23 protein-coding genes and 1 tRNA gene are annotated in these 26,044 nt (G+C 58.7%); 16 read left to right on the forward strand and 8 right to left on the reverse strand.

The features are described 5' to 3' along the window. Nucleotides 1–5 precede the first annotated feature (5 nt). Entirely contained in the window at nucleotides 6–665 is a 660-nt protein-coding gene (locus tag VNL17_04950) for a biotin/lipoate A/B protein ligase family protein (GenBank protein HXI83422.1), read from the forward strand. Here VNL17_04950 and VNL17_04955 read toward each other — a convergent pair. Then, nucleotides 657–1,682 carry a DNA recombination protein RmuC gene (locus VNL17_04955; protein ID HXI83423.1) on the reverse strand — a complete coding sequence of 342 codons (1,026 nt, stop codon included), beginning with the start codon at nucleotides 1,680–1,682 and terminating at the stop codon, nucleotides 657–659. The genes VNL17_04950 and VNL17_04955 overlap by 9 nt on opposite strands. A gap of 133 nt (nucleotides 1,683–1,815) precedes the next feature. On the opposite strand from VNL17_04955, the gene kdpA reads away from it, so the two are divergent. From kdpA to VNL17_04995, 8 genes are read left to right on the forward strand one after another with little or no spacing between them, the layout of a single operon-like run. Then, nucleotides 1,816–3,597 carry a potassium-transporting ATPase subunit KdpA gene (kdpA, locus tag VNL17_04960; GenBank protein HXI83424.1) on the forward strand — a complete coding sequence of 594 codons (1,782 nt, stop codon included), beginning with the start codon at nucleotides 1,816–1,818 and terminating at the stop codon, nucleotides 3,595–3,597. Between the two features lie 10 nt (nucleotides 3,598–3,607). Beyond that, a complete protein-coding gene (kdpB, locus tag VNL17_04965; GenBank protein ID HXI83425.1) occupies nucleotides 3,608–5,692 on the forward strand; it encodes a potassium-transporting ATPase subunit KdpB in 2,085 nt (694 codons plus the stop codon). 18 nt (nucleotides 5,693–5,710) lie between these two features. Then, complete coding sequence (gene kdpC / locus VNL17_04970) at nucleotides 5,711–6,310, forward strand: potassium-transporting ATPase subunit KdpC (GenBank protein HXI83426.1); 600 nt, start codon at nucleotides 5,711–5,713, stop codon at nucleotides 6,308–6,310. Nucleotides 6,311–6,320: 10 nt separating this feature from the next. After that, entirely contained in the window at nucleotides 6,321–6,857 is a 537-nt protein-coding gene (locus VNL17_04975) for a universal stress protein (GenBank protein ID HXI83427.1), read from the forward strand. A 20-nt stretch (nucleotides 6,858–6,877) separates the two neighbouring features. Then, complete coding sequence (locus tag VNL17_04980) at nucleotides 6,878–7,930, forward strand: serine/threonine-protein kinase (protein ID HXI83428.1); 1,053 nt, start codon at nucleotides 6,878–6,880, stop codon at nucleotides 7,928–7,930. Between the two features lie 16 nt (nucleotides 7,931–7,946). Further along, on the forward strand, nucleotides 7,947–8,267 hold the full coding sequence (locus VNL17_04985) for a hypothetical protein (GenBank protein HXI83429.1): 321 nt from the start codon (nucleotides 7,947–7,949) through the stop codon (nucleotides 8,265–8,267). Between the two features lie 51 nt (nucleotides 8,268–8,318). After that, nucleotides 8,319–11,000, forward strand: coding sequence for a sensor histidine kinase KdpD (locus tag VNL17_04990; GenBank protein ID HXI83430.1), 2,682 nt, complete (start codon nucleotides 8,319–8,321; stop codon nucleotides 10,998–11,000). Beyond that, complete coding sequence (locus VNL17_04995; protein ID HXI83431.1) at nucleotides 10,997–11,683, forward strand: response regulator; 687 nt, start codon at nucleotides 10,997–10,999, stop codon at nucleotides 11,681–11,683. The genes VNL17_04990 and VNL17_04995 overlap by 4 nt, the downstream gene beginning before the upstream one ends. A 108-nt stretch (nucleotides 11,684–11,791) precedes the next feature. Here the strand turns inward: VNL17_04995 and VNL17_05000 are convergent, their stop codons facing one another. Then, nucleotides 11,792–12,178, reverse strand: a complete 387-nt coding sequence (locus tag VNL17_05000) for a prepilin-type N-terminal cleavage/methylation domain-containing protein (protein HXI83432.1) — start codon at nucleotides 12,176–12,178, stop codon at nucleotides 11,792–11,794. A 429-nt stretch (nucleotides 12,179–12,607) separates the two neighbouring features. On the opposite strand from VNL17_05000, the gene VNL17_05005 reads away from it, so the two are divergent. Together VNL17_05005 and VNL17_05010 are read left to right on the forward strand one after the other, a co-directional pair. Further along, nucleotides 12,608–13,972, forward strand: coding sequence for an RCC1 repeat- and reductase domain-containing protein (locus tag VNL17_05005; GenBank protein ID HXI83433.1), 1,365 nt, complete (start codon nucleotides 12,608–12,610; stop codon nucleotides 13,970–13,972). Between the two features lie 101 nt (nucleotides 13,973–14,073). Then, nucleotides 14,074–14,379, forward strand: coding sequence for a carboxymuconolactone decarboxylase family protein (locus VNL17_05010; GenBank protein HXI83434.1), 306 nt, complete (start codon nucleotides 14,074–14,076; stop codon nucleotides 14,377–14,379). 108 nt (nucleotides 14,380–14,487) lie between these two features. On the opposite strand, the gene VNL17_05015 is transcribed toward VNL17_05010, so the two are convergent. Next, nucleotides 14,488–15,852, reverse strand: coding sequence for a glycosyl hydrolase family 79 C-terminal domain-containing protein (locus VNL17_05015; GenBank protein ID HXI83435.1), 1,365 nt, complete (start codon nucleotides 15,850–15,852; stop codon nucleotides 14,488–14,490). A 587-nt stretch (nucleotides 15,853–16,439) separates the two neighbouring features. Between VNL17_05015 and VNL17_05020 the strand changes: the two genes are divergently transcribed. The 3 genes from VNL17_05020 (at nucleotide 16,440) to VNL17_05030 (ending at nucleotide 18,358) form a co-directional block, all read left to right on the forward strand. Continuing rightward, nucleotides 16,440–17,027 carry a hypothetical protein gene (locus VNL17_05020; GenBank protein HXI83436.1) on the forward strand — a complete coding sequence of 196 codons (588 nt, stop codon included), beginning with the start codon at nucleotides 16,440–16,442 and terminating at the stop codon, nucleotides 17,025–17,027. A gap of 157 nt (nucleotides 17,028–17,184) precedes the next feature. Then, entirely contained in the window at nucleotides 17,185–17,742 is a 558-nt protein-coding gene (locus VNL17_05025) for a hypothetical protein (GenBank protein HXI83437.1), read from the forward strand. 250 nt (nucleotides 17,743–17,992) lie between these two features. Next, complete coding sequence (locus VNL17_05030; protein HXI83438.1) at nucleotides 17,993–18,358, forward strand: hypothetical protein; 366 nt, start codon at nucleotides 17,993–17,995, stop codon at nucleotides 18,356–18,358. Nucleotides 18,359–18,397: 39 nt separating this feature from the next. On the opposite strand, the gene VNL17_05035 is transcribed toward VNL17_05030, so the two are convergent. From VNL17_05035 to VNL17_05045, 3 genes are all read right to left on the reverse strand, one after another. Then, the gene (locus VNL17_05035) at nucleotides 18,398–20,635 is read right to left on the reverse strand and encodes an efflux RND transporter periplasmic adaptor subunit (protein ID HXI83439.1); all 2,238 of its coding nucleotides are present in this window, start codon (nucleotides 20,633–20,635) and stop codon (nucleotides 18,398–18,400) included. A gap of 58 nt (nucleotides 20,636–20,693) precedes the next feature. Then, on the reverse strand, nucleotides 20,694–20,825 hold the full coding sequence (locus VNL17_05040) for a hypothetical protein (protein HXI83440.1): 132 nt from the start codon (nucleotides 20,823–20,825) through the stop codon (nucleotides 20,694–20,696). 66 nt (nucleotides 20,826–20,891) lie between these two features. Next, nucleotides 20,892–21,056 carry a hypothetical protein gene (locus VNL17_05045; GenBank protein HXI83441.1) on the reverse strand — a complete coding sequence of 55 codons (165 nt, stop codon included), beginning with the start codon at nucleotides 21,054–21,056 and terminating at the stop codon, nucleotides 20,892–20,894. A 998-nt stretch (nucleotides 21,057–22,054) separates the two neighbouring features. On the opposite strand from VNL17_05045, the gene VNL17_05050 reads away from it, so the two are divergent. Further along, nucleotides 22,055–22,903 carry a ParA family protein gene (locus tag VNL17_05050; GenBank protein HXI83442.1) on the forward strand — a complete coding sequence of 283 codons (849 nt, stop codon included), beginning with the start codon at nucleotides 22,055–22,057 and terminating at the stop codon, nucleotides 22,901–22,903. A gap of 19 nt (nucleotides 22,904–22,922) precedes the next feature. On the opposite strand, the gene VNL17_05055 is transcribed toward VNL17_05050, so the two are convergent. After that, a complete protein-coding gene (locus tag VNL17_05055) occupies nucleotides 22,923–23,558 on the reverse strand; it encodes a hypothetical protein (GenBank protein HXI83443.1) in 636 nt (211 codons plus the stop codon). Between the two features lie 100 nt (nucleotides 23,559–23,658). On the opposite strand from VNL17_05055, the gene VNL17_05060 reads away from it, so the two are divergent. Next, nucleotides 23,659–25,872 carry a hypothetical protein gene (locus VNL17_05060; GenBank protein HXI83444.1) on the forward strand — a complete coding sequence of 738 codons (2,214 nt, stop codon included), beginning with the start codon at nucleotides 23,659–23,661 and terminating at the stop codon, nucleotides 25,870–25,872. Nucleotides 25,873–25,890: 18 nt separating this feature from the next. On the opposite strand, the gene VNL17_05065 is transcribed toward VNL17_05060, so the two are convergent. Continuing rightward, nucleotides 25,891–25,967: transfer RNA gene (locus VNL17_05065), tRNA-Arg, on the reverse strand. Nucleotides 25,968–26,044: the final 77 nt, after the last annotated feature.

Genomic DNA, 26,044 nt, shown 5'->3' on the forward strand with positions numbered 1-26,044 from the left:
CTTCCATGGCTGAGATTTGGGATTTCCTGCATTCGCCGGCCGCCGCGGCAGCCTTCAATATGGGGCTGGATGAAGCGCTGCTGCGCACGGCGGCGAAACGTGGGCGTCCGTTGGTGCGGGTTTATTCGTGGGAGAAGCCGGCGATTACGTTTGGCTACTTTCAGAAGTTTCCCGCGAATCTTGCGAATGGGCATGAAGTGGTGAGACGGCCCACGGGCGGCGGCGTGGTGTATCACGTGAAGGACACGACTTACACAGTCGTCGTGTCGCCCGGGCATTCATTGCACGCCATGAAAACCATGGACGCCTATTGCGCGTTGCATAAAGCCATCGCCGCCGCGTTCGAAACACAACCGCGTCTCCACAAGGCGGAACTTTATTCACCGCAGGGTCAGTATGAGTGTTTCCAGAAGCCAGTGCGAGGCGATGTGGTAACTGACGGTCGCAAACTGGCCGGCGGCGCCCAGCGGCGCACGAAGTCCGGCATGCTGCACCAGGGATCCATTGATGCGAAACTTTCCGCCGAGCACCTTAAGCGGGGATTCCGAGAAGCGCTGGGCGTCGATTTCGAGGACTACGAGGTCACAGACGCCGAGCGGGCGATTGCGGAGAAACTGGTCGTCGAGAAGTATGCGACCGATGCCTGGAACCGGTACCTACGTTAATTTCGGCTGCTCGTTTGGTGGAAGGACGGGCTGCTCGATCTGGCCGAGTTTGGCGTCGAATTTAGCGAGGGCTTTTTCGCCCTCGGAATAACTACCCTGCGCGTTGGTGAGGTGTTTGCCGAGGACGCGGAAACTTTCCTGGACGCGCTCAAAGTCGCCGCGCAGGCGGGCGAGGGTGTTGAGGATTTCCTGGGCGCGCTCTTCGACCTGCATTCCGCGCAGGCCGAGCAGGATCGTCTGCAGGTACGCGTAGAAGCTATTTGGGGAAACGGGCACGACGCGCTTCTCCAGGGCGTAGCTGAACAGCGGTCGTTCTTCACCCGAGGCGCTCGACTCTTCCTTGATGATGGTCTCGTAGTAGACATTTTCCGCGGGAACATACATCAGCGCGAAGTTGTAAGTGCCTTCGTCGGGCATGATGTATTTCGTTGAGATGGCATCGACGTGCTTTTTCACATCGCGCAGGAATTGTTTGCGGGCCGCGACGCGTTCGGAGTCGCTTTGCGAGTCCATGATGCGGCGGAAGTTTTCGAGCGGGAACTTCGAATCGACCGGCACGAACTTATTGCCGATCTGGATGACGGCGTCCACCGCCTCGCCGCTGCGGAAGCGATGCTGTAATTTGAAATGCTCGGGCGGCAGGATCTGCGCGAGCAGGTCGCCGAGGAACAATTCACCCATCCCACCGCGCAGCTTCGGCGCGCGGAGAATATTCACCAGTTCGGCCGCGGCCTTGCCGACCTCGTGGATCTGCCCCACTTTTTCGCGGAGATCGCCGACAACCTTCGCGGCGTTGTCCAAGCGACTGTTCATTTGCGCACTGGATTGCTGCAGATTCTCCGAGACGGTCTGCCCAAATTTATCGAGACGCTCCTGGAAAGCGCTGACCTGCTGCTGGAGAAGCAGCAGCGACTGGTCGGGCTGCTGCGGCTTGTTGCGCTCGCGCAGCACCACGGCGATGAGCGCCGCGACCGCGACGAGCGTGAGCAGGCCAATGACAATGACTACGGATTCCACGGAGTGAAGTTAACATTTGGCCACGCGGACAGCAATTATTTGGTTTCGGGTCGCCTTCACGTTAACACCTTTTTAACGCGCCGGTGCGGGCTTTTAATTAACAGTCTTGCGTAAACGCTGCGATGCTTGGGGCATGAACGCGCACGAGATTATTCAAATTATACTTTTCTTCGGGATTGGTATTGCCCTGACGCCGCCGCTGGGTCGATTCATGGCAAAGGTGTTCAAGGGAGAGGGGACGTTCCTGCACCCTGTTCTCCAGCCGGTTGAGAACCTGGTCTATCGGTTAACGGGGGTTGATCCGGGGCAGGAGATGTCGTGGCCCAGGTATTTGTGGGCGGTAGTGATCATGACCTGCGTGGGGTTCGTTTCGCTAATGGCGATTCTGATGACGCAGGCGTGGTTGCCGCTGAATCCGATGAAGATCGCCAACTGCTCCTGGCATTTGGCTTTCAATACGGCGTGGAGTTTCGTCTGCAATGCGGACTGGCAGTCGTACATGGGCGAGTCCACGATGAGCTATTTCTCGCAGACGATTGGGCTCTCCGTACACCAATTTCTGAGTGGCGCAGCCGGGCTTGCGGTCCTGGTCGCGGTGGGCCGTGCTTTGAAGCGGCATACGACCCGGACCATCGGCAATTTCTGGGTGGACCTGACCCGGGCGCTGCTCTACATCGTGATTCCGTTGTCCGTGGTCTGGTCGATTCCGTTGATCTGGCAGGGTTGCCCGCAAACATGGAAAGCTTATCCGGATGCCAAGCTGACGGAGCCGTACACCACGCAGGTGCCAAAGACCGATGACAAAGGGAACACGGTCAAGGATGACAAGGGCAATCCGGTGATGGTGGATCAAAAGGTGGAGACGCAGAGCCTTCCGATCGGCCCGGTCGCATCCTTTGAATCCTGCAAACAGCTTTTCACCAATGGCGGCGGTTATTACGGCGTGAACAGCGCTCATCCGTATGAGAATCCGACACCGCTGGCGAACTTTCTCGAAATGCTCGCGATCATCGTCGTGCCGATGGCGCAGGTTTACATGTTTGGACTATTGATCGGCAACCTGAAGCACGCCTGGTGTTTGTTTGCCGTGATGCTGGGCTTGTATTTGCTTTCCTTCGGCGTCGCGTGGTGGGCGGAGACGCGGCCGAATCCCGTGGTCAGCAACATCCAGCCGTTGATGGAAGGCAAGGAGCAGCGGTTCGGCGTGATGAACAGCGTGCTCTGGGGCATCTCCTGCACGGCAATCGACAACGGCTCGGTCAATTCGATGCACGACAGTTGGATGCCGCTGGCCGGGATGATGCCGATGTGGAACATCCTAATCGGGGAAATCATCTTCGGGGGCATCGGTTGCGGCATGTACTGCATGCTGTTCCACGTGTTGATCACTGTATTCATCGCCGGGCTGATGATTGGGCGCACACCGGAATATCTGGGCAAGAAACTGGACGCCTGGGTGGCGACGTGGGCGGTCATTGGCGTGTTGTTGCCGAATGCCGCCTGCTTGATTCCCACGGCAATCTCCTGCGTCATCCCGGCGGGGTTGTCCAGTTTGGCCAATAACGGCCCGCATGGGTTGAGTGAAATCCTTTACGCATTCGGTGAAGCCGCCAACAATAACGGCAGCGCCTTTGCCGGATTGAACGCCAACGTGCCGTGGTACAACGTCATGCTTGCCGTCGGGATCATTATCGGCCGGTTCGCGCCGATTGTCGCCGCGCTGGCGATTGTCGGCCGTCTGGCCTCCCACAAAACGGTCGAGGCTTCTTCCGGCACGCTGCCCACGCACGGTTGGACATTTGGCCTCACGTTGACGGGGGTCATCGTCATCGTGGCCGCGTTGACATTTTTCCCGGTGCTGTGCCTCGGGCCGATTATCGAACACGGCCTGATGCTGGCCAGCCGCGTTTTCTAAAGGACCAACCATGAGCACAAAAGTTGAAATCAAATACTCCGAGTTGGTGCGGCAAGCGGTCATCGACTCCTTCAAGAAGCTAAGTCCGCGCGATGAGATCAAGAACCTCGTGATGTTCGTCGTGTGGGTCGGTTCGATCATGACCACGGGGTTCCTGTTCCTGAAGGGACAGTGCAACCTGTTTAACGTCCAGATTTGCCTCTGGCTGTGGTTCACCTGCCTGTTCGCCAACTTCGCCGAGGCAATGGCGGAAGGCCGGGGCAAGGCGCACGCCGACGCGCTTCGCAAGCTGCGCACCAAGACAATGGCCCGCAAGCTCGTCAAGGGCAAGGAAACGTCCGTACCCAGCGCCGAGTTGAAGATCGGCGACCTGTTTGTCTGCGAGGCGGGCGACATGATCGCGGCTGACGGCGAGATTGTGGACGGCATCGCGACAGTGGACGAGTCCGCCATCACCGGGGAGTCGGCGCCGGTTATTCGTGAAAGCGGCGGGGACCGCAGTGCCGTCACCGGCGGCACGAAGGTGATTAGCGACCGGATCGTCGTCCGCGTCACTGCCGAAGAGGGCAGTTCGTTCCTTGATCGGATGATCTCCATGATTGAAGGCGCGCGGCGCCAGAAGACACCGAACGAAATCGCGCTGAACATTGTACTGATCAGCCTCACTGCGTTGTTCATTCTTGTGGTTGTTACCTTGCCGCCATTCGCCCGGTACAACGAAGCGGCAGCCGGTCAAACCGGCGTGGTCTTGACGTCCATCCCCGTGCTCCTGTCGCTGATCGTTTGTCTGATCCCGACGACCATCGGCGGGTTATTGAGTGCCATCGGTATCGCGGGCATCGACCGATTAATGCGGCGCAACGTGCTGGCCACCAGCGGCCGCGCGGTCGAAGCGGCCGGCGACGTGGATGTGTTGTTGCTCGACAAGACGGGGACAATCACACTGGGCAACCGCATGGCGACGGAATTCATTGCCGCGCCGGGAGTCAACGTGGAGGAAGTCGCCAACGCCGCGCAACTCGCTTCCCTTGCCGATGAGACACCCGAAGGGCGGTCGATCGTCGTTTTGGCCAAGGAGAAATACAATTTGCGCGGTCGCGAAGTGGCGGAACCGCAGGCGAAATTTGTGGCGTTCACGGCACAGACCCGCATGAGTGGGTTGGATTTGATCGATCCCGATGGCAAGGGCGTGCGTGTGATTCGCAAAGGCGCAGCAGAAGCCATCCGGGCCCACGTCGAACAAAAAGGCGGGCTGTATCCCAAAGTCGTGGAGCAGGCGGTGTTTGATATTTCGACCCAGGGTGGCACGCCGCTGGTGGTGTCGGACGGCGCGCGTGTGCTTGGGGTCATCCGGTTGAAAGACGTGGTCAAGGGTGGGATCAAGGAGCGTTTTGCGCAACTGCGCAAGATGGGGGTGCGCACGGTGATGATTACGGGTGACAACCCGCAGACGGCCGCGGCCATCGCCGCCGAGGCCGGGGTGGACGATTTCATCGCCCAGGCCAAGCCCGAGGACAAACTGGCGCGCATTCGCAAGGAGCAGGAAGGCGGTAAACTCATTGCAATGATCGGCGACGGCACGAACGACGCACCGGCCCTGGCGCAGGCCGATGTTGGCGTGGCGATGAATACCGGGACACAGGCCGCCCGCGAAGCCGGTAACATGGTGGACCTCGACAGCAACCCGACCAAGCTCATCGAGGTCGTCGAGATCGGGAAGCAACTGCTGATGACGCGTGGCGCGCTGACGACGTTCAGCATCGCCAACGACGTGTCGAAATACTTCGCCATTCTGCCGGCGATGTTTGGGTTGTTGTACGCCACCCAGGTGGGAGGACACGGCCCGCTCGACAAGTTGAACATCATGTACCTGCATTCCCCGCAAAGCGCAATTCTCAGCGCGGTGATCTTCAATGCGTTGATTATCGTGGCGCTGATTCCACTGGCGTTGCGCGGCGTGAAATACCAGCCGCTGGGCGCGGCGGTAATCCTGCGCAGGAACATGCTGATCTACGGTGTGGGCGGGATCATTATTCCGTTCATCTTTATCAAACTGATCGATGTGCTGCTGGTCGCGGCGCACCTGGCGTCATAACCGAAGAAAGGGACAATCATGAAACTTTTTATTCAGTCGATACTGCTCACAATCGTCTTCACGGTGTTGACCGGCGTGCTGTATCCACTTGTTATTACCGGCATCGCGCAGCTTACCTTTCACAATCAGGCCAACGGTAGCCTGATTGAGCATAATGGGCAGGTTGTCGGCTCCGAATTGATCGCGCAGCAGTTCACAGGTGACAAGTACTTTTGGCCGCGGCCTTCCGCAGGCAGTTATGCCACGGTGCCTTCGGGCGCCAGCAACCTCGGTCCGACCAGCCAGGCGCTGCAGTCCAATGTGACCGCCAACGCCACGGCGTTCCGCACCGGCAATAAGCTCGCGGCGGACGCGCCCGTCCCGGCGGACATGGTCTTTACTTCTGCCAGCGGGCTGGATCCGCATATCAGTCCCGAAGCAGCGCGACTACAGGTCACGCGCGTTGCCGCCACGCGCGGCATCGGCGCGGACCGGGTCAAGACGCTGGTGGAGAAATTCGTCGAACCGCCGCAGTGGGGGATTTTCGGCGAAGCCCGCGTGAACGTGCTGCGGCTGAACCTGGCCCTGGATGAAATGGACACCAAGAAGGCGGAAGGGAACGGGGCTGTGAAAGGATAGGTGATCGGACATGGAAATCCCTCCGTTTCGAAAGCCCGAATGGTGCGCGATCAATTCGACTTCCTCCGTCCTGCAACTGCGGCGGATCCTGGTGCCGATTGATTTTCGGGACACGACCGTCTCGGCCCTGTGCCACGCGGCGGCGTTTGCCCGGCAGTACAAAGCGACGATTACCCTCCTGCACATCGTCGAACCGGTTGGCCCGGAGTTGAGACGCAACATCTCGCGTGACCGATTGATCGAAGAACTGAGCGAGGTTGGTGAAAGCCAAATCCGCAAACTGGTGGACGTAATTTGGGGAGAAGAGATTGTGACCGACGTTGTGGTGGCCGGCGGAAAGCCGTATCAACAAATCGTCAATGAAGCCAGGGAGACGAATGCCGACATGATTATCATGGCCAACCACGGCGCCGTTGGATCGTGGGGATTCTTCCGGCGCGGTACGACGGCGAAGGTGATTCGCCATGCGCCCTGTCCGGTGCTGGTGGTGCCGGCGTTGGAACATGGCTTCGTAATGGCTCGTGTTGAAAAGTGTCCGGAGCGGTAAGGCCGCGGCAGATCCCACACATGCGTCTCGGCTACCATGAAAAACCGGCCGGTTCCGCACCGCACAGTCGGGCGCATTTCACTGTTGGGCTCCAACCCGGGGAACTGTTGGATGACCGGTTTTTGCTGACGGAGGTCATCAGTAAGGGCGGGATGGCGACGATTTTCAAGGCCCAGGACCTGCGTGATGGTAATCAGGCTGTGGCGATAAAGGTGCCGCACCTCGGCATCGAGAGTAGCCCGGCATCCTTCGCGCGTTTTCAACGGGAAGAAGAAATCGGGAATCGACTGGACCATCCATTCATCCTGAAGTTTGTCCCCCTCAACGGTGGTAAATCCCGGCCCTACATCGTGACCGAATACTTGCGCGGCTGCACTCTGGCGCACCTTCTGGGCAGGATTCGACCGTTGCCGGAAAGGGACGCGCTCAAATTCGCCAGCCTGATCTGCGAAGCGCTACAGTATCTTCACGAGCATGGTGTGGTTCATCGCGACCTGAAACCGAGCAACCTCATGATTTGCCCAGACGGCAGACTGCGGGTCATGGACTTTGGGATTTCCCAAGCGGAGGAATCGCGACGGCTGACGTTTGTTGGTTTTACACCAGCAATGGGTACGCCCGATTACATTGCGCCGGAACTGATCAAGGGCCGACGTGGCGACCGGCGCTCGGACATCTACAGCCTCGGTGCGGTGTTGTACGAGATGCTGACCGGAACTCCGCCATTCGACGGTGATGACCCGTTCGTCATCATGAACACACGCCTGACGGGCGATCCGCCGGTGCCGCGGAAACTGAATCCGGAACTATCGACGCAAGCCGAGGAGATCGTCCTACGGGCCCTGCAGCGCGATCCCGCATTGAGGTATCCGACGGCCGCGGCGATGAAAACGGACCTGGACGCGCCCGGGGAGATGCACGTCACCGGATTGTGCGATCGCTTGCAGGAATCAACGCGGTGGCGAAGAGTGTTGCGGCTGGCGCGCCATTTCGTGTTCGTCGCCGTCATTCCGCTGGCAATCCAGATTCTCTTGTTCCTGTGGCTCTGGCATCACTATGCGAACAAAAGATGATACCCTCTTTCCCAATATGAATATTATTGTATGGCTGGCATTCTTGGCGGCGGCGCTCCTGGAGGTTGGTGGCGATGCGACGGTCCGCCGCGGGTTGCGGGGTAGTAATGCGGCGCTGGTCATCGCCGGATTTGTTGCGCTGGGTTGTTACGGACTGGTCGTCAACTCGGTGAAATGGGATTTCTCGAAATTGATTGGCGTTTACGTCGCGTTCTTTGCAGTGGTTAGCGTATTGGTAGGTCGTTTCGTATTCAAGGAAGTGATTGCCTCATCAACGTGGTGGGGGCTGGCTTTGATCGTGGCCGGCGGGGCGGTCATCCAATTCGGTCATCGGTAACGACGCATACTTTTGCATGGTGAAACTCCGGCTAAAAGTTAGAATGCCTGCATGACCGAGCCATCGCGGCCAAACCCCGACGCGTTGCTTGCGGAAATCCAGCGCGAGGAGCAGGCGGCAAAACGCGGGCAACTGAAGATTTTCTTCGGCATGTCTCCCGGCGTCGGCAAGACGTTTGCGATGTTGGAGGCAGCACGCGTCCAAAAGGCGGAGGGCGTGGACGTCATGATTGGGGTCGTCGAGACGCACGGGCGTGGGGAAACGGAAGCGCTTCTGGCGGGGTTGCCGATCATTCCTCGCAAAAAGATCGAATATCGCGGTGTGATCTTGCAGGAGATGGATATTGACGCCATTCTTGCACGGCGTCCGGCGCTCGTGCTCGTGGACGAGCTGGCCCACACCAACGCGCCGGGCAGCCGCCATCCGAAGCGCTACCAGGACGTGCTCGAATTGCTCGACGCCGGCATCGATGTCTACGCCACGCTCAATGTCCAGCACCTCGAGAGCCGGCTGGACGTGGTGCAGCAGATTTCGGGCATAGTGGTTCGCGAGGCCGTACCCGATTCGGTGCTCGACCAGGCGGACGAGATCGAACTGATCGACGTCACGCCCGACCAACTACGCAAGCGGCTGGCCGAGGGCAAGGTGTACCTGGGCGAACGGGCGGCGACGGCGTCGGAGAATTTCTTCCGCGAAGAGACGCTGACGGCGTTGCGCGAGATGGCACTGCGGACCACAGCGGAGCACGTGGACCAGGAATTGCGGGATGTGATGCGGACGAAGCGCATTGGCTCGCCGTGGAAATCCGGGCAGCGACTGGGGGTGGGCGTCGGGCCGAGTCCATTTTCCGGGCAATTGATCCGTTGGACGCGACGGATTGCGGCGGCGATGGATGCCCCATGGGTGGCGGTTTACGTGGAGACGTCGGCGGCGCTGAATGAAGACGAGAAGCGACGGCTGACCAAGAACCTTTCGCTGGCCCGGCAGTTGGGCGCTGAAATCGTAATGACAACCGGTGACGATGTGGCGGGGGCGTTGCTGGAAACGGCGCGCCAGCAGGGCGTGACGCAGATCGTGGTCGGCAAGCCTTTTGGTAACCCGCTATTTGAATGGATCCGGGGCGGCTCGCTGGCAAGCCGGTTGATCCGCCGGGGCGGCGACATCGACGTGCACGTGGTGAGCGGAACCACGCGCACTGACAGGAGTCTCCGTGCGCGCCGTCCCTGGACACAGTATGTGGGGACGAATATCCTGCGCGATTGCGCAGTGGGCGTGGGCGCGGTGGTGGCGGCGACGATGGTCGGGTGGTTATTGCAGGGCCTGACGGGGTACATGGCGGTCTCGCTGGTGTATCTCCTGTGTGTGGTTCTGTTGGCAATGGTTTTGAATCGGTGGGCCGTACTGTTGGTGGCCACGCTGAGCGCGGTGGCCTGGAATTATCTTTTTATTCCGCCGATCTACACGTTCCAGATCACCTCGGCGCACGATTTGATGATGTTCTCGATGTTCTTCGTCGTGGCGCTGGCGATGGGACACATCACGAATCAACTGCGCGCGCGCGAGACCGCCGAACGGCGGCGGGAGCGGCGGGCTTCGGCGTTAAATCGATTGCTGGAGAGCGTGACCGCGAGCGCTTCGTTGGAGGACGGGCTGGCGCGGGCGGTGAAAGAGGTGGACGCGCTGTTTGGGTCGCGGACGGTAGTGTTGTTGACGACGGCGGAAGGACGACTCGAAGAAGCACCGCACCCGGCGAGCACGTTTTCCATCGACGCCAAGGAGCGCGCCGTGGCGGCGTGGGCATTGGAACACGGGCAGGCGGCGGGACGGTTCACCGACACGCTGCCGGACGCGCAGGGGTTGTACCTGCCGCTGCAGACGTCGAAGAGCAAGCTCGGCGTCCTGGGCGTTCATTTTGAAGAGCGCAAGACGTGGACGCTCGACGAGAACGATTTGCTGGAGACGTTCGCCGGCCAGATCGCGGTGATGATCGAGAGCTACCGCTCGATCGAGACCGTCCAACAGGCGCGCGTGGCGGAAGAATCGGAGAGACTGCATCGGACGCTGCTGGATTCGGTTTCGCACGAGTTGAAGACGCCGTTGGCGGTGATCGGCGCGGCGACCGAGGGACTGGACACGCAATTGAAGGATGCCGGGCTGCCGCTGACGGAGACGTTTTTGGATGAGATCAAGGCGGCGAACCGGCGGTTGAACCGCATCGTGACCAACCTGCTCGACATGACGCGCATTGATTCGGGGCGGCTGCCGCTGAACCTGGAGTGGGGTGAAGTGCGCGAATTGCTGGAGTCGGCTGTGAGCCAGGTCGAGAACGAGGTCTCGCGCGAGCGCGTTCATATCACAGCGCCGGAAGAGTTGCCGCTGGTGCGGCTGGATTTTGGGTTGATGGAGCAGGCGTTGTGCAACCTGCTCGTTAATGCCGTGGAACACAGTCCCGCAGCATCGCCAGTTGAAATGTCCGCGCAACTTGACGGCGGCACATTGCTGTTGCGCATTCGTGACCACGGCGCGGGACTGACCCCCGGCGAAGAGAAGAAGGTGTTCGAGAAATTCTTTCGGGGCACGGATTCGCGACCTGGCGGCACGGGACTGGGTTTGTCCATCGTGCAGGGCATCACCCGCGCGCATCACGGTGAGATCGACGCCGCGAACAATCCTACGGGCGGCGCGACCTTTACAATCCGCGTGCCCGTGGAAACGACCGCGAGGCCGGCATGAGCGCGGAGCGTACGGTACTGGTGATCGATGATGAAGCCCCGATTCGGCGACTGTTACGGCTGACGCTGGAGCCGCAGGGTTATCGCGTGTACGAGGCGGACAACGGGCAACTGGGTTTGCAGGAAGCGGCGGCGCGGCGGCCGGATGTGATTGTCCTCGACCTGGGGCTGCCCGACATGGAAGGCCTGGCGGTGTTGAAGCGGTTGCGGGAATGGAGCCAAACGCCCGTGCTGGTGTTGTCGGTGCGCGATCGCGAGGCGGACAAGGTGGCGGCGCTGGATAACGGCGCGGACGATTACCTGACAAAGCCGTTCGGCACGGAGGAACTGCTGGCACGAATGCGGGCCGTGCAGCGTCGCGCGCCCGAGGCGCACGAGGAGCCGGTATTCATAAGCGGCGACCTGACGGTGGACCTTGCGGCGCGGATGGTGACGGTGAAGAAAAAGGAAGTGCATTTGACGGCGACCGAGTACGCGCTGTTGCACGAACTGGTGCGCCACGCGGGGAAGGTGGTCATGCACGCGCAACTCCTGCGGGCAGTCTGGGGACCGAACTCCGAGAGCCAGTCGCAATACTTGCGCGTGTACATCACACATCTGCGCAAGAAGCTGGAGACCACGACGAGCGGGAAGTTGATCCAGACCGAGCCGGGAATTGGGTACCGGCTCCTGGCGAGTGAGTGACGCCATCCTGGCGCGTTGTCTCTTTGCAGCAGAGGCAGGAGAGGGTAACTCTCCTGCCTCTGTCGATTGCAACAAAAAAGCGCTTCCGCGCTTGTACCGGGTCGGGCCTTAGTAGGCGCCCCAGTCGATACCGACGCCGTCCAAGGCGGACTTCGTAGTGGCACTGACGGACATCTGCGTGCCACCGACCACGGTCACGTTGAAGGCATTACCAAGGAGGTCTTGCGTCTTCCAGGTTGTCTTCAAGTACGTCGAAGCCGAGGTCGTATTGATGGCATTGCCATCCGTCTGGCCTGTCTCAAGTGCCCACTGGTCAATAGCGGCGTCCATCTGACGCGCATCATTGAGAATACGGCGGCCTTGTGATTGTTTGCGGGCTTTGACGAAGCCCGGGATCGCGAGCGCGGCGAGCAACCCAATGATAGCAACCACGATCATGATTTCAACCAGGGTAAACGCCGAGCGGTCTTTGCGGATCTTGTTAATCGTAATCATCTGATTCACCTCCCTCTCATGGAAATTGGTTGTGTCCATGAGAAGGATTTCCAGCATAAGCAATGCCGTTGTTCATCGTGAGCGTGAGAACCCTCCCAGACCAATCACACGTGAGAGTCCGCAATTTTTCCCGCGCGGAGAACTGAGAATCGTTGCAGTATTGCAAGCGGTTCCAAGTCGGGAGAGGGGCATGGGCAAGCCCAGATAGTCTGGGCACCGAGTAGCACAGGCAAAGCGGGAAGCGCGACAATCGATTGCGGTATGCATGGTCAAATTTCATTGATTTTCCTTGCCTTCCGGGTACACTCTACGGAAGTTCCCGGTTGCCATTTAGCGGCGTGGGTTGCAGCAGCTTCGCTTCTTTACGAGAAGGATTAAGCGTGGCGGATGATTGTTTGCGAATCAACATCGCGGCATTCGCGGTTATCCATGATCTGGCGACTGCATCGAGACGGGATTTTTTGCGGGCTCGTCCTGCTGTTGTTGTTGCCGGCGATTGCTGTCCGGGCCGCGACGGTGACGAAGATTTCCGCCGGAGTTTTCCACAGCGTTTTTCTCAAGTCGGACGGCAGCCTGTGGGGCATGGGGGGCGACCCACATGGGCAGTTGGGCGACGGTTTCAGCGTTGGCGGCACGAATGCTCCCGGACTGATTGTCTCCAGCAACGTCGCGACGATTTCCGCGGGAGACTATCACACGCTTTTTGGAAGGCCGGATGGCAGCGTGTGGGGCATGGGCGCGGATTTTCTGAACCAGTTAGGTGTCGGCACGACCAATGACGTCCTCATTCCCGAACTGATCGTATCCAACGAGGTAACGTTGATTGCCGCTGGAGCCGTGCACAGCCTTTTCCTAAAGTTTCATCCACCGAACGGCCCCGGCAGTTTCTGGGCGATGGGTTACAACGCGAGCGGCCAGTTGGGGGACGGCACCACCAACAATCAAGCCGTGCCGGAACAGGTCCTGTCCAACCCGGCGGGCAATGTTTTTTCGGTGATTGCGGACGGAGAGCAGCACAGTCTTTTTATCAGGCCGGATGGCAGCCTTTGGGCCACGGGCTGGAACAAGTACGGCCAGTTGGGGGATGGCACCACCACGAACCACCTGCCGCCAGAGTTGATTGTGGCCAGCAATGTCACGGCGATTGCCGCGGGCGGGGACCACAGCCTTTTTGTGAAAACGGACGGTAGCCTTTGGGCGATGGGGAACGATACCGCCGGTGAGCTGGGTGACGGCACGAACGGCACCATCCACACGACCCCCGAGTTGATTGTCTCCAATAATGTTACGGCTGCCGCGGCTGGCGGCGCCCACAGCCTGTTTCTCAAGTCCGATGGCAGCCTCTGGGGGATGGGCCGGAATGTGTTTGGCCAGTTGGGCGACGGCACAACCAACAACCGCTCGATACCCGTGCGAATCGTTTCCAATAGCGTCACGGCGGTTACGGCCGGATTTTATCACAGCCTCTTTATTAAATCTGATGGGAGCTTGTGGGCAATGGGTTTCAACCAGAGCGGGCAATTGGGCGATGGTACATACATTGAACGCCACATTCCCGTGCAGATTGTCCCGCCGCCGCCACAGATTCTCTCGGTGAACCTGGCGGGCGGCAACTTTGCGCTGAGTTTCCTGACGGTTTCCAGCCAGAGCTATACGGTCCAGGCCAACCTGGATCTGACGACGACGAACTGGTTTGCGTGCACGAATTTTTCCGGCAACGGCCTGATCATGCCGGTGGCTGTGCCCATCAGTAACGGTGTACCGCAGGAGTTCTTCCGGGTGAAAGAGCCGTAGGGCTTGCCACGAAAACCGCGTGCGAAAGTCCGTGGGAACATTTCTGTAGTTGGAAACTCTAATTCTGAACGAAACGAACGAAACATGTATGGATATGACAAATGTATAACAAACAAAACCTGGCCAAGCTGAAGAAGATGGACGGCCTCGCGCCGGAAGTGATGAAGGCGTTTTGGGCTTTTGACAAGGCGGCCGTCGCCGAAGGAGCGATTCCGGTAAAGTACAAAGAGTTGATCGCGGTCGCTGTTGCACTTACGACTCAATGCCCGTATTGCATCGATATCCACAGCGGTAACGCGCGCAAGGCAGGTGCTGCTGAGGCAGAGATTGTCGAGGCCGCGATGGTCGCCGCCTCACTGCGAGCCGGAGCGGCGGTCACACACGCAACGCACGCGCTGGCCCATTAAGCTGGCGCAGCGGGACCAAACGAAATGGGATCAGTTCGATGGTTCTTAGTGTGGTCGTGCGCGATGATGAGAAGCAAATCGATCCCTTCACCGGTTTACAGCCAAAGTTTACTTTCCTTGGAGCTTGATAACGGCTGCGGAAGCGGCTGGCACCGTCACGGTGATCGAGCCGTCTTTGGCAGCGGCTAGCAATTGCGACCATTTTCCATCCCAACTGCCGTCTTCCTTGATTGGCGCATTGCCGACCGTGATTCCAGTAATCGTTGTGATATCGCCTTGAGGAGCTGACAGGAAAATCACTTCCGCCGGTACCGAGGGCATACCCGCATCGATGGTCAGTTTTGCCGCGCGTCCCGTTGCGCCGTATTCCTTGTTGAGGACCGTGATGCAAAGCGTCTTGTCGGGAGCCAGCGTAGCGTAAGCCGCCAGATTGAGGTTGTCGGCGTTGGAAGAAACGCTGATGGGGACCAATCGGCCCTGGCTGCCCAGATTGAACAGCTTCATTCCATACCCGGTTGGCAGAACCGTAAGTCCGTTCGGTGATGATGTGAATGCCGTATAGACATTCGGTCGTTCCGGTCCGGGCAACCCCCGCATGACTTTCTCGCCGGTGTGAAAATTAATTCCCAGCGCATCGTGGGAAGCCCACCAATACAAGTAGTCAACGATCCATAGCGATGCGGTAAAGGTGTCACTCACGCCGACGGCGCCGCCGCGGCTGTAACTGTTGGCTTCTTCGAGACGATACCCAATGCCTTTGGCTTTGACGGCGGGCGCAAATACGTCGTGAAACTTCTGATATACCTGGTACATGTCTGGCGATAACAGGCGCTGACGCCCATCGGCTGCCAACACTGCATTGGTCACTACCTCACCATTTTTTCGTGGATAATCATGCTGGGTCACGTACGCCAGATGGTCCCAGCCGCCCATGTCGTTGGCAAAGGACTTGGACCATTCAACCCCTTGCGGTGTGGTGCTGGGCCCGCAGAATTTTGCGTCTGGCGCATACTCCGGCGACAGGATGATGGCGGTGAACTTTTTCCACTCTTCCAGATACGCCGGATATTTCCACGGCTTGTCGGGCTCGTTGCCGACCGTCAGGCAGGAGACATACGGTTTATAATTGTCCATGACGTATTTTGCGATTGCGGCCGCAGCGGGCGGCGAGTTGCTCTCCATTCGCACGGTGTAGATGACTTTGATGTCGGCGGCTTTGGCAAAAGCGAACAGGCTGTCAATATCCGCCCGGTCCGGGATGGGAACGGTCGACCTTTCGGCCGTGTTGCCGCCGACGCGCAGATGTTTTATCCCCAATGTGTGAAAGGCGTTGACCAGCGGTTTGTTGTCCGGACGGAAATAATGCCCGCCCGTGGTGGCGTTGGTGAGCACGAGCTTGAGTTCGTAACTTAGCCCGCAGAAATCGGGAGGCACGACTCTCCCGGGCTTGCTGATGTCGGCCTGCAGCGTCACCGGTGATTGCGCTAACAGATTTGAGGTTGAAAGACAAAATGCGACAAGGAAAAGGGACGCCACAGTTTTGCGTAAAGGAGACGGGGGTCGGATCATGAGGATAATCGTTTCATTAGGCTGCTTGGTTTTGTGTGAAGATATTTACTCGAATGATAGTGCGGGGACAATCTATTTATAATTATGAGCCAGGATTTATAGCAAGAAGCTGGAGATGACGACGAACGGGAAGTTGATACGGATGGAGTCGGGGATTCGGTAAATGAAAGTGGCGCACTCATCAGTTGAATGCGCCGCGCTCAGTTCACCACTCATTGGTCTCCAGAATAGCGGGGTTGATGGTTTTTGGGTTCGACCACTGAGACTTTTGTCCCCTAACCGCTTGCAGAAGCCGCCGGGGGACAGATTTGTGCAGTTTACGGTAGGTCAACACCCCATAGTACCCACACGGTTGCCCGGACTACCTTTGAATATCCAAAATGGAACACACGGGTTGGGATCCAAACGGATTCTACCCGAACACGCCAGTCTCATGCAGAAGTGGAGACGGGAAGAGGCATGAGTATAACAAACAAACCAAGAGGTATAAGTTGAATGTAAGAAAATGGATTGCAGCCGGTATAGTAGCGAGCGCGGTCACCGCACAAACTCGTGTCATGGCCGATGATGGGGTTCAACCGACTCGAACAACCACCGACACCCAGGTAACTACTGAGACGACAACGGTGACGACCAAGAAATGGGATAACACCTCTTGTGAACCCTTTCCGTCGAATCAACTCAGCTTGCAGGCCTTCGGCACGTACGCCACGCGGGATCGCGAAGGCTCCACCAAGGAGGAACTTGGTGGTGGACTGGGATTGACGTACTTCTTCACGCGATACGTGGGCCTTGGCGCGGATACGTATATCGCAGAATGGAAATTGCCCTATCGGGTCAATGGCAGCGTGATTCTGCGGTTACCTTTGCCGGAGCAGCTATCCAAGCTGGCGGTGTACGGCTTCGGCGGCGGCGGGCGGCAGTTTAAGGACATCCCGCAGTATACGTGGCATGGCGGTGGCGGACTGGAATACAAGTTCTGCCGCCAGTTGGGACTATTCGCTGATGCGCGCGAAGTATTCCCCGATAAGACCGCGAATTACACCCTGGTGCGGGCCGGCGTGAACGTCGGGTTCTAAAGCGCAACACCAATGGGCAGAGCGCGCCCTCTTTGATCGCCGTGTGATCCTGCCAGGGATCACACGGCGATTTTTACGGCTGAACCAGACGTGTTCCTGAAGCATAATAGGGTGAATGCCCCATTGTATGGGGGTGTCGTAGCGCTTACCTTGGGGTATGGTAAATAAAGATCAGTTGGAGCAGACGAGTGAGGGTAAACAAGTTCTGGCCTTGATGGCCGAGCATTTTACCGATGAACAATTTCAACCGGCGTTGACGCTGATCGAGCAACTGTATACGGAAGACCTAACGGTATGGGACGCCGGGTTGAACACTGATAGCAAGCTGCCATTCAATCGGACATCTCCCGCCGAACGCCTACTGGTTTTTTTCAACAGTTCGGACGCTCTGGTAAAGGTAAAGGATGAGCTTCAGCAGCGGGAAGCGGAGCATGCGCGCCAGGTCGAGGAGGCCGCAGCGCAACAAGCCCCCGTGCAACAAGTCCCAATACGCAAAGCCAGGGCCAAGGGCAAGACCACGGCGAAGCGGGATGGGGTGGCGCGAAAATCCCCGGGTAAAAAAGCGCGGGCCGTGAAGACGACGAGGAAGAGGTCTCCTGCGCGGCGCCGAACCAGCCTGAACAGTAAGCGAGCCAAGAAAAAGAAATTGCCCGCAAAAGCGACGAGGTTGCGCGGTAAGAAAAGTCACAAGACTTCAAAGAGCAAAAGAAGGTAAGCCGGCCACCGGTTGACTTGCCCGTAAATGAAAGTTAGTCTCGCGGTCTGATCTCACGAGAAGGACTTTCCACCATGCTGATCCTCATCACGGGTGCTTCGGGTTCGGGTACCTCAACGCTCGGCGCGGCGCTGGCCAAGGAGCTGGGGATTGCTCACCTTGACGCTGATGACTATTATTGGCTGCCTACTACGCCGCCGTTCACAGCCAAGCGAGACCGCGCGGACGGCTGTCATCGGTTCTCCGCGATGTGCGGGCGAAGCAAAGCGCGGTCCTGGCCGGTTCCATCATGGAGTGGGGCCTTGAGTTGGAGAACGCCTTCGACCTGATCGTCTTCCTGTACCTCGACGCAGCCATTCGAGTCGAGCGCTTGCGGACCCGAGAGATTGCGTATCTGGGGAGGGCCGATGAAGAGTTTCTCGAATGGGCGGCGCAGTATGACGCCGGCATTTTAGGGGGAAGAAGCCTGGCGAAACATCAAGCATGGCTTTCGGCAAGGACTTGTCCGGTGCTTGAGTTGCGCGGTGATCTTGCCGTTCGCGAACGCGTTGATGCTGTGTTGAAGCATGTGACCAACCCTTCAATCGGGCGCGCTGCCCAAAACACGGGAAGTTAAAACGGAAGGAGACGGGGATGGGGTGTCGATGAACCGCGCTCACCACCACGACCAGAACTCAACACGGAGATACCGGGAGAGGCGGCGTGTCACCAGGTCGAGTAATCGGCGGTCGCCACAGCAGATTTTGGCCGTGCCGGTCATTTCCGGCTTGAGCAGGAGCGCGGCATTGTCGAGTTGGGTCGTGACGAGGATGGTCTTCTCGCTGCCCACGCCCTCTTTCTCGAGCTTGTTCACCGTGGGGGCGACGGACGTGACCGTGCCTTCGAACAAGCGCTGGGGATAGGCGCGCGCTTTGAGGAGGACTTTCTGGCCCACGGCGACGTCCGCAATCTCCTTTTCGGACACGGCGATTTCGGCAGTGACGGTTTTCAGTTCGTGGACCTTGGCGATGAGGTCGCCCTTGAGGACATGCTGGCCAAGTTTCTCCTTTAGTTTGTGCGTCGTGACGACACCGTCGATAGGGCTCACGAGATCGATGCGTTGAATTTGCTCGTTGTCGTAGCGCCGTTGCGATTCGAGGCGGGCAATCTCGGCTTCAGTAGCTTCAATTTCCTCGGGACGACTGCCGGCCAGCAGGACTTTGAGTTTGCCCTGGGATTCTTCCAGTTCCTTTTGGCGGACGCTGACTTCTTCTTCGGACTCGGCCAGTTCCTTGCGGGAGAGCAGGCTCTGGTCGAACAACTGTTTGTTGAGGTTGTAGAGATCGCGGGCATACTTCACCCGTTCGCGACCTTTCTCCACCGTCGTCCGCGCCAGGTCGAGTTCCTCGGCGCGCGAGCCGGCCTTGAGCATTTTCAGGTTCGCCTGTTTCTGGTCGATCGCGGCATTGATCTGGCGCAGGTCGGAACTGTACTCGCGCGAAGAGAGCCGCGCGATGAGGTCGCCTTTTCGGACGACATCGCCCTCGTCGACGAGGATTTCGGAAATGATGCCTTCGACCTCGGGGCGGATATCGGCGTTGTGGGCGGGCAGGACGTTGAACTCACCGGCAACCTTCAACTCCATGTGCACGAAAAACAGCAGCGCGCCCAACGGTACGAGCACCGCCAGGAATTTGGCTAGCCGACGGAACGCCCCGAGGGTGGCCGGTCCCGATTTCATTGCGCCCGTTAGTTTAGCATAACCAGTGCCCAGTGGTCGTTGAAACACCAGCCCCAGCAACGCGCTGAACATGATGAATCCCGACCCTTGATACTGCCGTGTTAGCGACCCTTCCACCCAGAGCGCGACCCAGGCGAGCAGCCAGTACGAATATGTCGCGGCCAGCAAGCCGTAAACGATGTAGATGCGCCGTTCGCGAGGAGTGACATCAGTCAATTGTCGCTTCAGATAAGCCATCGCCTTCGCCCGGAGATTGGGGATTTCGAGATAGTCGCTCAACAGATAGTAGCCGTCGAGTTTGATGAGCGGATTCAGGTTGAACAACGTCCGAATGACAGACGTGCCCAGGATGATTAGCGCGATGCGATGCAGGCCGGCCGAGAAATCAGTGATGCGCCAGGCGAATGCGGCCAACGCCCACACAAGCAAGTCGCAATACGCGCCGGCAAAACCCACCCACAGTCGCCGGGATTTTTTCGGAAATAACCACGCGTCGCTGACGTTACAATAGAAGGCCGGCTGGAAATACAGCAAGAGAAAGCCGAGTTCGTGGACGCTGCCGCCAAAATGTTTGCACGTTAGCCCATGGGCGAATTCATGGAAGGTGATGGCCACGCTGACCACCACCCACATCACCAGCAGCGTTTGAAAACTCCACAGCCCGCGAAAATCCTGCAGGATCTCCGTCCAGTTACTGGCGGTGATCCCAACGCCGGCCAGAATCAACAGGGCGGACAAGACGACGAAGGCAGGCGTGAAACAGAAGCGCAACAGCCGGTCCAATCGCGTCAACAGCCGGTCGGGATCGATGGAAGCGAGCCGGAGATAAAGCAGGCTCCCGCGGGCGCGTTTCGGTGGCGCGTGAGAGACCGCCGTTTCTTCCTCTTTCGCGAGCAAGCCGAGGCGGTCGAGTTTCGCCACGAACTGCTCCAAAGTGGCCGGCGCGACGGCGACGCCGAAGGTGCGCTCCACTTCCGGTCGCAGCGCATCGAGCGAAGTCGCGCCGTCGAGCCGTTGCAACACAAACGCCTCAACCTGCCGGAAGCGAAAGAACTTCGCGGTTGCGGGATCCTTTATAATGAGCGCCGTGGCATCCCCATTGCCTTGCGCGCTCAAGACCAGATCGCGGCGGAGCTTCGGTTGCGTTGTAGTGTTGGATTGGGTCGTGTCCATTTAGAGCAGCGAGGCCACCGGGGGTGAGCCGGTGGCCTCGCTGGTGCTTCCGAGACGGTTACGGATGATGCTGCGGTCCGCCCTGGTTGCCGGGGTGGCCTTCATAGCCGAGTAGTCCCGGTGGTTGCGACGGAGCGATGCGCTCCTCCAATTCCTCGACTTCGAGTTTGATCTCTTCGCGTTCGTTCATGATGTCACCTCCCTCCTCCTGGTTGACCATTCACGGTTCGTACATTTCGTCATGCCGCCTGCTCTATTAGTTACTCGGATTGGTAGCGGGAACGTCGTTCGGGTTGCTCTTGCCGGGAGCGTGCGCCGGGTTGCCCGAGGGGAATTGCCCGGGCGGGAAGTTCGCACTTGATGGGGCAATCCGCAGTTCCAGCTCCTCGATCTCCAGCCGGATTTCTTCGCGCTCTTTCATCACATATCACCTGCATCCCTGAAATAATATGGAATACAACGCCGAGCCGGATTGAGAGTATCCCCCTGTGAACATTCACACAATCGGGCACGAGATGTTTCGGCAATAGGAAGAATCCCTAGAAACGGGATCAGGAGTGGCTCATTGCATATTCCGGAAATTGAGCCAGGAGAGCCGCAAGGGTGACCCCTTATAAGGATCGTCGCCAGGCCCAGAGAAGCCTCAATGAGAATCTTGCTCGCCAAACAAGCGCCCACGTTTCATTCCCTTTCGTCTAACCCACCCGTGCCCGAACCCGACGGCCTTCGGCAAAGCGCGCGTCGTGGCGTAACAGACTGCCTTTCCGAAGACAGGCGGAGATTACCAAATGGCCTGTAGGATTGCAAGCCTTATTTTTCAAGGGCGAGAGGGTTGATGCGTCGGTCGTTGATTATTGACGGCGGCCTGGATGGGAGGGCGGATTGCGGACGCAGGTGGGGAGGAAGATCCCTTCCGAAACATTATGCATGGCTTGCGCCAAGGACTTGTCCGGTGGAAACAGAACCTGCGCTTCGCAGAAGCGCAGCTACAACCCTAGTCCTGATTGCCAGGCGCATATCGTAAATTGATAATTTTACTGGACGTGGTATTCGGGGGCGGGTATAGTGGGGAGAATACAAATGAACGTTAAACGCTCAACATCCAACACTCAACGTTCAAGGGGACGGGGATCCTCCTTCGCCAAGGCTACGGCGGACAAGGAGGGGCCGCAAAAACATGCATTTCTGCGAAACGAACCGGATTCATTTGAGTGGTAAAACAGGAGATAGCGCATTGAGGGGCAACTTGATGCGAAGCGGAAGTGACGGAATTCCAATCCGGTTCGTTTGGAATGGGAATGCGCATGCGCTGAGTCGATCGGACGCGACGGAGCGCGTCCCTCCGAGCGACGAATTGGAAGGTGGCCGGGCGGATAACAGCCTTGCGAGGGGTGCTCATCTCGGTTATAAGGCGGGGGAATGAGTACGCGCAGTATCGCGCTGGCCAATCAAAAGGGAGGCGTTGGCAAAACCACCACGGCTGTCAGCCTGGCGGCGTGTCTGGCTGAGCGGGGGAAGCATACGCTGTTGCTGGACCTCGACCCGCAGGCGAATGCGACGAGCGCGTTGGGGTTGGAGAAACTTTCGGGTGGGAGCGTTTACAAGGCGCTGCTTGGCAGCGCGTTGTTGGCGGATTCGATCCAGCCGTCGGGGCTGGAGCATCTCGATGTGATCCCGAGCGAGGTGGACCTGGCGGTGGCGGAAGTGGACGTGGCGCGCGCGGAGAACTATTTACAGCGGTTGCAGTTTGCGTTGACGCCGATTCAGAACGCGGAGCGGTATGAGTTTATCATTGTGGATTGTCCGCCGTCGCTCGGCATTCTCACGATGAACGGACTGGCGGCGGTGGATAGCGTTTTGGTTCCGATGCAGGCGGAATATTTTGCGTTGGAGGGTTTGGCGGTGATCACGCGGGTGTTGCAACAGATCCGCGACAGCGGCGCGAATCCGTCCCTGGAACTGGAGGGGATCGTCCTGACGATGTACGATGGGCGGACGAACCTGGCGCAGCAGGTGGCGGCAGAAGTGCGCAAACATTTTCCCGGCAAGGTTTACAAGACAATTATCCCGCGGACGGTGCGGTTGGCGGAAGCGCCGAGTTTTGGGAAACCCATTACCACGTACGACACCGCTTCGTATGCGGCGAAATGTTACCGTTCTTTGACAGATGAACTGCTGGCGCCACCGTCTGCAGTTTCTGAACAAGCTCCCACCGAAGGCGCGCCAAACATGGAAGCGCCATCATCGACACCCTTGCCGGCAGCTTGATCGAAAAGGGGTCGAGAATTCAATCGGCTGACTTGCCGGCTTCGTCCACCATGCGAAATTCCAGCCGATGGATTTCGTTTTCCGAGGCTCCGTAAGCGATGGCCATCCGCGACTTGTCGGCGGTTCGCTTGATATAGATGCCCGGCATCAATGAGATGGGGCGCCAGGCATCGGCCCACGTGGAATTGCCCTTGTTGTTTTCCAACAGGGCGCTGATCGCGGCTGGCGAAAAGAACATGAAATGTCCGACTTTATCGCCATGCGTGTTCTTCCGCGAGGTGAGAGGGCAGTTGATTGCCTCGCGCACGGACAAGCCGGAAAAGTCGACACCATCGTATTTCTCGCCCGCGTTGCCGAGATAGGCCGTGACGTCCAGGCCGCCCTTCGTGAACGTGCAGCGCTCGCGGGTTTCCACGAGATCGAGGTTGTAGTTATCGTTCGTCGAGGCAATCAGGCTGACATTCGTGGTGAAGGATTCCGTGAGTTCCACGTAGTATCCTTTTTGAGTGGGGATGTCCCCCGTGCTGATCTCCACCGCGTGGGGCGATCCATATCGCTGGACGAGGGTCGGCTCCGAATCGCCGAGCCAGGCGTTGGCAGTGGTGATGGCGGCCAGTGATGCCGCGATGGTCAGGGCAATGGAGGGCGATTTCATTTTATTCCGTTACGACATTACTCTCCCTCAAACCAAAACCCCAGTCAAACCATATGCAGCGTGAGTTGACGCCTACAACCTGAAAGCCTACGATGCCGCCATGCGGAAGATCCTGATACTGATTGGCATTGTGACCGGCGCAATGTTGGCCGGCAACTGCCGGGCGGCGGTGACGTTGCCCGAGACAAGGGGCGGGGTCGGCGTTCAGGTGACCACGAATGGCGACTACGAGATTCGCGTGCACGAACCGTCGTGGGTCTTTGCTGGAAACGTGGGTTACCCGATCCAGGAGATCAAGACGTTGTCGGGCCAGGACGCGATTGGCGCATATCACGAAGTGACGTTCCGCTGGAACGCGCAGTTTTCGGCCGGCATCCGGCGCTACGACGATAAACCTGCGGTGCTCTTTTCGGTGAACGCACCTGCCGGCGCGAATGTGACGAATGTGGCGTTCCCGTCGTTTACCCGTTTACCCGCCAACCTGCATGGGTTCAGTTATCGCGAGGAGAACTTTGCGCCGCCGAGTTTCAAGCTGGAACAAAACGGCACCCCGTGGTTGCTATTCGATGACGCGGTCAACACGGCGGTTATTTCGCCCGCTACGAACTTTCTTGTTGCGCGCCTGTCCGGCGATGGACGGAAGGGAATCGCCAGCGGATTGAACCCCGAGGTCGGCACGTTGGACAAGCCGCTGACGCATCGGAGCCTCTTGGTCTTCGGGCGAGGCGTGGGGGCGACTTTCCAGGCGTGGGGAGAGATGTTGACCGACTTGTATGGCAAGAAGCGCCCGACGTATGACGCCGATCCGACGCTGAAAAGCTTCGGTTACTGGACCGATAATGGAGCGGATTACTATTACCGATACGACAAGGACCTCGGCTATCGCGGGACGCTGTTGAAGATGCTGGAAAGTTACCGGCGCCAGTTCATCACGTTGGGCTATTTCCAACTTGATAGTTGGTGGTACCAAAAATCCACCCGGGAACCCGATGGCAAGCAGGGCAAGGAGAAGAAGGTTGCGGAGTTGCCTGCCGGCCGGTGGAACCGCTACGGGGGGACGATGGATTACACGGCCGACCCCGATCTGTTCCCTCTGGGACTGGCCGCGTTCCACAAAGAAATCAATTTGCCGCTGGTGGTGCATGGCCGCTGGGTGGACCGCGAAAGTCCCTATCAAAAGCAATACAAGTTCTCCGGCGTGGCCCCGATTGATCCCGCGTACTGGGAAGACCGCATGACCTACCTCGCGACGAATGGCGTTTGCTGTTACGAGCAGGATTGGTTGGACCGGATTTATTTCAATAGCGACCTGGGCCGCGCCGTCGGACTCGGCGACGCGTTCGCCGACGGCATGGCTGCGGCGAGCGCCGATCACGGCCTGACGATGCAATATTGCATGGCGTTACCGCGCCATTTCCTGCAGGGGGCGAAGTATTCCAACCTCACGACCATCCGCACCAGTGGCGACCGGTTTGAACCGGGAAAGTGGCGTCCCTTCCTGTACACGTCCCAACTCGCCGCCGCCCTCGGGATGTGGCCGTGGTGTGATGTCTTCAAGAGCGGTGAGAAAGGCAACATGATCGTGGCCGTGCTTTCCGCGGGCGTGGTTGGCACCGGCGACGCGATGGGCAAAGAAGCGCCGGAAAACATCCGGCTCGCGGCCCGCGCGGATGGTGTCCTCGTCAAGCCCGACCGGCCGGTGGTTCCCACGGATGACACCTACTTGCGGGAGGCCCGTGGTGTTGGTGGCCTGCTCAGCGCCTGGACCTGCACAGACCACGGCGATCACCGGACATTGTACGGCTTCGCCTTCGTGCCGGATAAAAAGAAGATGTCGGATGCAGGCACTGGCTGGACCATCACACCGGCGGCGTTCGGGATCCGGTCGCCGGCTTACGTTTATGACGTGATTCGGAAACGAGGTGTGACACTGGCGACAGGCAAGGCCTACGATGCCGATCTCGAAGGCAGTCAATATGCGTTCGTGATCATCGCGCCGATCGGCCCATCGGGCATCGCTTTTCTTGGCGACCCAGACAAGATTGCTTCGACCGGCAAACAGCGCATCGCCGACATTCGCGAATCCGCCGAAAGCTTGAAGGTAACGGTCCTCACGGCGGCCGGTGAGTCCGCGGTGACACTTCATGGTTTCGCCGAGGCTGCACCTGTCTGCCAACTGGCTGACGGGAAAGAATTGCCGGTTCAATACGACGCCACGACGAAGAATTTCACCGTCGCCGTCAACGTGCCCGCCGCTGGAGGAGAGCACGTCGTGATGTTCCGTCGCGCAGGCGCCCAGATGGAGAAAGAATGAAACCGCCCATTTGAGAAGTGGTACGCCCGGCGGGATTTGAACCCACAACCTTTGGCTCCGGAGGCCAACGCTCTATCCAGTTGAGCTACGGGCGCATGACGTTGGAAAGTTCAAGGCCATGCCCATTCCAAGACCTTCAGGGCCGCATACTAAACCGCCAACACTTGCCGGG

This window comes from Verrucomicrobiia bacterium (genome assembly GCA_035577545.1).
GTDB lineage: Bacteria > Verrucomicrobiota > Verrucomicrobiia > Palsa-1439 > Palsa-1439 > Palsa-1439.